Consider the following 8,197-nt stretch of genomic DNA (forward strand, 5'->3'; position numbering starts at 1 on the left):
TGGCTGTAAGCACTGCTGTTAGTTGAGTTTAAATAATATCTTGGCTACGTTTTCACCTAATTTTTCATCAGTGCGGGTACTTCCAGCGAAAGCCAGTATTTTCGGTGTATATGCCATAGGTACTGGTTATCTTGTTTGGTGGGAGTGATTAAATAGATTATGGCGTTGAAATTATACTCGAAATTTTAAGGATAATTAATTTATGCCCCACAGATACTATGAAGCAACTCACCACGAGCTAGATCCAACACGAGGCGAGTATACTCGTTTGGATTGGACACCAGAACTTCCTAGTGTGGGTGAGATAGTACGGTTTGGTAGCGCTCGCCCTTGGAAGATTGTAGCAGTTGATGAATATAAGTTAGCCGAGCAAACGCAACCTGAGTTTGAAGCTGATTCGTCTATATTTCTCAATCATTGTGCTTTACAGCAAGAAGCTTTAAGCGATCGCTCAGCTTGGACACGGGTTGAGATGTTTCAAGAAAATCCCCTGACAATTCTTCAAATCTTTGTCTCTTCGGAAAGAAACTTGATTCAATCCTCGATACACTTTTACGGTAAGCGAGCAAGAGTTGGTTCTCATTTAAAACAGTATGATTATCAACGGCGTGAGTTTGTAAAGCTTCCTTGGCGAGTGTCTCGTATGGATACCTATCTGCCAAACCCAGAGCAAAACCCACTTTACTGCTATGCGGCAATACATATTGCTCATTGTGTATCGGTTCCACTTATAGAAGACATTCCTCCATCAAAAACGCTAGTCCATCTTAAGTTCATGTTGTTTTCCATTTTTTTCTACATAAGTAATTTGAAAACCTTGTAGCTTGTATGCTTTTTTCAGAAGTTCTTCACGGGAAGATTTACTAGTAGTCAAATCCTCTTTTGGCTGCATATCTCTGAAAAGAGACAGTTGAACTTGTCTAGGAATTTCTGGCAGTTTTAAATTATGTAAATCTAACAGCCTTTCTTCAAGCATATAATGATTTTTTAAATCTCCGTTGCTCAAGATATGTTTGATATCTAAATTAGAGCTACGCAAATGTTGACACACAAGAATTGCTCGATGACAAGTAATCGGATCTTTTTCAGCGCACAAAAGTGCTAATCTGTAATTTTCTGCTCCTTTCTTTATCCGTTGAATACCTTCTGCAAACTTTTGAGTAGCTGCAATGTTTTCATATATAGCTTTACCATCAATATAACAATTTGAGTCATTAGGTCTAGCGCCCAATTCACGTCCTAAAAATACGTAGCGAATTCCTGTTTTTAGCAAAACAGACTTGATTTCTGCTTGATTGAAGTGAGGAAGATAACGGCTGTAGGGGTGCGATCGCACGTCTTCTAATGCTGTTACTTTATGCTCTTGCAGTAGTATAATAAATGTTTCAATGCTGTTATTGGAATGTCCAATAGTAAATATTTCCATAAGAAAATCAACTTAGCTGTTATCCACTACAACCTTTATTAATCAATTATATAGAAGTCTTATTTAATTTTTGCCAAGCTAAAATAAAGCTTCTTACTTTGTAAAGCTCGCTGGTTTTCTGTAAAATACAATTGTGGGGAATCGCATTTATGGAGATGAACTGTCAGTGAGTATCTTAACGCTAGATTTATCTCCTGTTGGGAACTTAACGGAGGATACTTTCTACGGATTGGTGAAAGCCAATCCAGAAATGAAGTTTGAATGTACGGCATCAGGAGAACTAGTCATCGTGTCGCCAACAGGTGGAGAAACAGGAAATCAAAATTTTGAACTTTATCTTGACTTAGGAATTTGGAACCGTCAGCAAAATTTAGGGAAAGCTTTTGATTCATCGACGTGCTTTAAACTCCCCAATGGAGCGAATCGCTCTCCAGATGTTACTTGGATTAAATTAGAAAGGTGGGAATCTCTGAGTGCAGAACAACGGCAAAAATTTCCACCAATTGCTCGGTGATTTTGTTATTGAGTTGCGTTCTGCAACTGATGATTTGGAAACTTTGCAGGCTAAGATGCAGGAGTATATGGATAATGGAGTTCGTTTGGGTTGGCTTATCGATCCACAGAACCAGCAAGTTGAAATTTATCGCCAAGGGCGAGAGGTGGAGATTGTAAATCCAACTACTTTATCTGGAGAAGATGTACTGCCCGGTTTTGTTTTAGATTTACGAGGTATTCTATAGTAACTTGTGTTGCTGGTTTACTAAGCTCTACTTACCCGTAAATGTAGTTCGTATAGACGAGCGAACAGGAAATATATTCTTCTTAGCAGGCGAACAGAATATTATTGAAATATATCCTAACGGCAGATGGAGGTATGTAGAATGAGCAAGCCCAATTTTCAGGAGATGAGCAGGCAAGAGTTACACACCTATGTTTTAACACATCGGGATGACCAAGAAGCATTTTATGCTTATGTGGACAAGTTACATACCGAGGCTAAATGGATTGAAATGCCACCATTACAGTCGCCAGAAGAGTTAAACAATTATCCCGAATTTCTGGCGCGTCTTCGTAACAGTTCAGAAGCACGGGATACTGAACATACATAAGTCATCAGTTAGGAACAACGGAGAAATTTAGCACATAACTAGAGCGAAATTTTATCGTCGTCGGTAGGAATAGAGATCGTAAATTCAGTTCCTCCTAACATAGATTCACAACTAAGAATTCCACCATGTGTTTCTTCCACGATTTGCCGACTGATAGATAATCCCAATCCCGTACCTTTACCCACTGATTTAGTAGTAAATAAATGGTCAAAGATACGAGAGCGAACTTCTTCTGGTATTCCCTTCCCATTATCTTTTATCTTAATGATTGCATTTTGTTTGTCTTCAGTTATTTCTGTTTTGATAGTAATAATGTTAGGATTTTCTTGAATTTCTAAGAAAGTCCGACCGCAATTTGATTCCTCCAAAGCATCAATTGCATTGGCTAAAAGATTCATAAACACCTGATTCAACTGTCCTAAATAGCATTTGACTAATGGAAGTTCTCCATATTCCTTAATGACTGTAATCTCAGGACGATTATGATTTGCTTTAAGACGATGTTGTAAAATCAGAATTGTGCTGTCAAGACCTTCATGTATATTTCCTAAAACCTTTCCAGTACTATCATTGCGGGAAAAGGTACACAGAGATGTGCTGATATTGTTGATGCGATCGCACCCTAATTTCATAGATGAAAGCATCTTGGGTAAATCTTCGATGAGATACTCTAGATCGATATCCTCAGCATCTTCTAAGATTCTGGAGCTAGGATTGTGGAGTTCTTCCTGATAGAGACGTAAGTGATTAATGAGATCGTTAACTGTGGTGGTTGCATTGCTAATATTACCTCCAATAAAACTAAGAGGATTTTTAATCTCATGGGCTACCCCTGCAACTAAGTTCCCAAGAGAAGACATTTTTTCACTTTGAATGAGTTGCAGTTGTGCTTGTTGTATATCTTGCAAATACTTTTCTAATTGCCTGTTTTTTTCTTGCTCTCGTGCATAAAGTTGAGCATTTTCTATAGCAATAGCTACTTGTGAAACCAAAACTTTTAAGATTTCTAGCCTTTCTGGAGTGAAAGCCCCAACAGTCAATCGATTTTCTAAGTAAATAATTCCTTGCAAAGATGATTGGTAAATAATTGGCAAACAAAGAATGGATTTTGGTAGATTTTCTTGAATATAGATATCGGCGTGGAAACGCTCGTCAACAGTGACATCATTTAAGACAAGATTCTTTTGACTTCTAAAAACGTAATTAATAACAGAGAGAGGTAAATCGCAACTCGTTTCCACAGGAATAGATTCTAACACGGTTACTGCATTATCAGCACTACCAGTAGCTTCTATATAAAATCGCTCATCTTTGAGCAGTAGTAACAAACCTTTTTGTGCTGCAGCATTTTCTAACAAAATTTTGACTAACTTACTCAATAAGCTTTCTAAAACAATTTCACTGGTAATAGTTTGCGAAAATTTAACAAAGGTATTTACGTCTAATAATTCGCTCAAACCACTTGTCGTCGTTGTTATGGTGGTAATGTGAGTCGTTGCATCACGTGTAGGGGTTTCTACAACGCGAGTTTGCGCTAATAAAAAAGTGTACTTTGATTCTAAATCTTTTGCTTTAGCTATAGCTCCCCATCGAATGTAAGCATAGTAAGCATTGGTCATATACAGTTTGGAAAACTCCTCTTTTTTCTTATTTGACCAGAACTTAGCAGCCAATTCATTCCCTAATGCTTCATTCTGCATAAAACCGTTTTCTTTAGCTGAGGCGATCGCGCGATCGTACAAATCCATTGCAGCTAAATCATTTCCTGTAATCCGAGCAATCTCCGCCTCTACTAGTAAGTATTTGTGTAGGAAATTTTCTGGGCAAAAATTAGCCCATTTTTTCATCTTCTGCTGATTTGCTTGCAATTTTTCTAAAAACTGAGTTTGCTCTAACTCACAAGCTGCATCATAAAGTGCAGCCAAACTTAGAGAATAGTAAAAATTATGAGCAAATATCAGAAATTTTCCACTACTTGCACCCAAGTAAGGTTCAGTTTGAGCCGCATGAGTCCGTGCTAGTTCATACTCCTCAAAAATATAGTAGAGCATAGACTGGGCAATGTTGGTGTAATTAACCGTGTTAAAATTCTGGGTAGCATAAAGCTGTGGTAGCGTGACTTCAATATCAAAATAATCCCCTTTCAGTAAAGCCTTATATGTAGAACGTCCTGTTAAATTGTGAATAACCTGAGTCCAAATGTAAAGCTGCTTAATCACCTGTTCCTGTTTAAACCCAAGGATATGTTGAATAAATTTCTCAAAAGTTGGTGGTATCTCTTCTAAAGGTTGTCCCGCTAGCACACAAGAGAAATAAACATTGACAATACAGTAGGCGCTGTGTTCTGCATCTCCACTTTCTGAAAAACTCAAGTAACCCTCAATGAGGGGTTTAATGCAGCTTCTTAGAGGTTTGTAAAAAGGTCGTGATAACCCATACAAAAGAGCATAAAATGCAGTTTTATGTTCTAAACTGTTTTGCCGTTGCTGATAAATAGTCACTGCCAATTCGCCGAACTTTGACCCCGAGGCTATATCACCTACACTACTATTTAACAGAACACTAAACATTCCAAAAGCATAAGGAGTTAAGGGTGACTCACCATATTGGATGGTGATATCCACCAAGCGACAAACAATCAGCCCCAGCATTTGTGGCATTCCAAAGTAAGCTGGAGTGAAAGCGCGACGAAGAATCCGCAAAGCATCCCATTTATTGGAATCTTTTAGAATTGGTAGGCGATCGAGATTTTCAAAACCTGTTTGTGCAATCAGTTGTTGTGTATGGCTAAAGGCATCGATAAAACTTTGATTGTCGGGATTTTCTGGCAATGTTTCTCCTAACTGTGCTAAGGTTTGCACTGCCATTGTAACTGCTTCTTTAAACTGTGACTGGGTGTGATAGTAAAGTATCAGCAGTTCGTAAATCTTAACTTTATTGTTAATATCGTCTATATTTGCTAATGCAATGTCAGATAACTCTTTGGTTGCAACAAAATTTGTACTCAAGCAAGCGGCTTCTGCTGCACCTGTATACAGTCCTACTGTTACTTGATAAAATTGCTTCCAAGAATTTGTCGGTAATAAAGCTATCCCTTGAGTAAAATAATTATAAGCAGGTTCAAAGGCAGCTGAGAGCAAAGCTCTTTGTCCGGCGATGCGATTCAAATCCGCTAGTTGAATTTTTTCTTGGGATTCTTGGATTAACTCAATCCCTCGATTAAGTTGGTTGACAATATCAAAAATATTCTCGGCTAATTGTTCTGTCGGTGTATTCAAAAGCAGCGATCTACCAATTTCTAAATGTGTGGTTTGCTTTTGATTCTGTGGAATGAGAGAATATGCCGCTTGTTGTACGCGATCGTGTAGAAAGCGATACTCAAGGCGAGAATTATCAAAGCTAAAACACTTAAGTTCTTCAGATGCAAATAATAAAGGGATTTTGTAGTCGTTAGTTAAAGGTAAAATCAGTCCTTGCTGTAAGGCAAACCACAAATCTTCTCCTACTAAGAGCGAAGATTTTTTACTCGTTGTAGCAAGCACGTTTAGTTTAAAGCGATCGCCTATACAAGCAGCCAGCTTCAAAATTTCCTGAGTTGCTAGTGGTAGCTTACTAATCTGACTAGCAATGAGCTCCACAACGCTCAAATCTGTGATACCAACTGTCTGAATTTGCTGGATATTCCAACACCAACGTCCAGTAAAGAAGTCAAAAATCAGTAACTTTTCCCGATACAAAGACTTCAATATTTGCGTTAAGAAAAATGGATTACCAGCCGTTTTATAAAATAAAAGAGATGCCAGTTCTTGTATCTTTAGATTGTCCTCTGTATCGTTAAGGGTATCGCTAACTAGTTGAAATACATGACTTAGTTCTAAAGCTTTGAGTACAATATTATTAACAATACTAACTTGCTGAATTTCTTCAACTGTTTGCATTAAAAGATGAGTAGCACTGACTTCATTATCTCGATAAGCACCAATCAATAAAAGATATTTGCTTTCGCTGTCAGTCATCAGTAATTCCATTAATTTCAATGTAGCTGAATCTGCCCATTGTAAATCATCTAAAAATAGGACTAAGGGATGCTCGTAGGAACTAAATACACTAATAAATTTTTTAAAGATACGATTAAATCGGTTTTGAGATTCTGTTACTCCAAGTTGTGGAACTTCTGGCTGTTTACCAATGACTAATTCCACTTCCGGAATAACATCAATAATAACTTGACCGTTGGTTCCTAATGCAGTTAATATTCTAGATTGCCATTCTTGCAATTGCTCTGAACTTTCTGTCAGCAATTGTCTCATTAAAGAGCTAAAAGCTTGAATCAACGAAGCATAGGGAATATTGCGTTTGAATTGGTCAAACTTTCCGCTAATAAAATATCCTTTTTGCCTAGTTATAGGTTTATTAACTTCATTGACTACGGAAGATTTTCCAATACCAGAATAACCAGAAACTAAGACTGTTTCGCTAGTTCCTTGGCTGATACGATTAAATGCTGCTAGCAGTTCATTGACTTGTTGTTCGCGACCATATAATTTTTGAGGTATTAATAACTGACTTAAGATATCTAAACGTCCGGGAGTAAAATGAGTCATGTCTCCCTGAGTTGTTAATTTTTCAGCACAAATTTCTAAATCAGCTAATAATCCCGCTCCACTTTGATACCTATCTTCGGCATTTTTTGCCATCAACTTCATCACAATTGCTGATATAGCTTTAGGAATTTCTGGATTATGTTGGTGTGGTGGAATTGGAAAAGCAGCGATGTGATTGTAAACTATTTCTAAAGGATCGGAACTCGGAAACGGTAAAGTCCCTGTCAGTATTTCATATAAAGTTACACCGAGAGAGTAAAAGTCCGTGCGATAGTCAAGAGTGCGATTCATTCTCCCGGTTTGTTCGGGAGACATATAAGCAAGTGTACCTTCAACAGCGTTAGGGTTTGTAAAATATGGGTTTTCTTGGTTGAGGCGAGAGGCAATACCAAAATCGGTAAGTTTCACAACTCCGGTTTCAGAATTGATAATGATATTGCTGGGTTTGATATCTTTATGAATAATCTGGTTTTGATGTAGATAATCTAAAGATTTAGTCAATTGGATGGCGATACTTAAACAGGTAACCCAATCAAGTTTTTTTGTTTGCAATAGTTGTGCTAAGGAGTTACCACCAAAATCTTCTAATAACAGCCCCAATCGATTGTTAAATGTTTTTAAACCAATAACTTCGACGATACCGGGATGCTGTAAGTTTTCCTGAACATGATACTCATGTTTGAGGCAAGTTATAGCTTCTAAGGTAGGATACTCAGCTAGCAGAAGTTTAAGGATAGATGGTTGTTCCCGATCTGACGTTTGTACTCTGTAGACAATAGTTTGGATGCCTGAGTGGAGGGTGGAGATGATTTGGTATCCAAAGCTAGTAGGCATAAAGGTTCCTGGGGAGTGAAAAATACATAAAAATCCCACTAAATGAGGGATTTATAGTTTATTATTCCCACTTGCCGCTCAGATATAACATTACACTCGTCCCTAACCAATACAGTTTTTGTGGTGCGGAGAGCAGCGCCCCTTCGGGGTTCGCCAGTCGCCTACGGAGGGAAACCCTCCTGCAGCGCTGGCTCACCGTGCGGGGGTTTCCCCCCAACCCCAGA

5 protein-coding genes and 1 pseudogene are annotated in these 8,197 nt (G+C 38.1%); 4 read left to right on the forward strand and 2 right to left on the reverse strand.

Going from position 1 to position 8,197, the window contains the following annotated elements:
* Window positions 1-202: 202 nt before the first annotated feature.
* The gene (locus tag ACKTT2_RS07190) at window positions 203-823 is read left to right on the forward strand and encodes a hypothetical protein (RefSeq protein WP_407885275.1); all 621 of its coding nucleotides are present in this window, start codon (window positions 203-205) and stop codon (window positions 821-823) included.
* Here the strand turns inward: ACKTT2_RS07190 and ACKTT2_RS07195 are convergent.
* Complete coding sequence (locus ACKTT2_RS07195) at window positions 758-1,426, reverse strand: DUF488 domain-containing protein (RefSeq protein ID WP_407885276.1); 669 nt, start codon at window positions 1,424-1,426, stop codon at window positions 758-760. The two genes, ACKTT2_RS07190 and ACKTT2_RS07195, sit on opposite strands and share 66 nt — an antisense overlap.
* A 166-nt stretch (window positions 1,427-1,592) precedes the next feature.
* Between ACKTT2_RS07195 and ACKTT2_RS07200 the strand changes: the two are divergent.
* The 3 genes and pseudogenes from ACKTT2_RS07200 to ACKTT2_RS07210 all read left to right on the forward strand — a co-directional run bounded on the left by ACKTT2_RS07200 (window position 1,593) and on the right by ACKTT2_RS07210 (window position 2,535).
* Window positions 1,593-2,166: pseudogene (locus ACKTT2_RS07200) on the forward strand (Uma2 family endonuclease).
* A gap of 4 nt (window positions 2,167-2,170) precedes the next feature.
* Window positions 2,171-2,311, forward strand: a complete 141-nt coding sequence (locus ACKTT2_RS07205) for a DUF6888 family protein (RefSeq protein WP_407885277.1) — start codon at window positions 2,171-2,173, stop codon at window positions 2,309-2,311.
* Entirely contained in the window at window positions 2,308-2,535 is a 228-nt protein-coding gene (locus ACKTT2_RS07210) for a DUF6887 family protein (RefSeq protein ID WP_407885278.1), read from the forward strand. Before ACKTT2_RS07205 ends, ACKTT2_RS07210 begins: the two co-directional genes overlap by 4 nt.
* Window positions 2,536-2,573: 38 nt before the next feature.
* Here ACKTT2_RS07210 and ACKTT2_RS07215 read toward each other — a convergent pair whose 3' ends face one another.
* Window positions 2,574-7,973: a trifunctional serine/threonine-protein kinase/ATP-binding protein/sensor histidine kinase gene (locus ACKTT2_RS07215; protein WP_407885279.1), complete on the reverse strand. Its 5,400-nt coding sequence runs from the start codon at window positions 7,971-7,973 to the stop codon at window positions 2,574-2,576.
* Window positions 7,974-8,197 lie beyond the last annotated feature (224 nt).

The sequence above is a fragment of the Scytonema hankhaensis NUACC26 genome, assembly GCF_045865695.1.
Lineage (GTDB): Bacteria > Cyanobacteriota > Cyanobacteriia > Cyanobacteriales > Nostocaceae > Scytonema.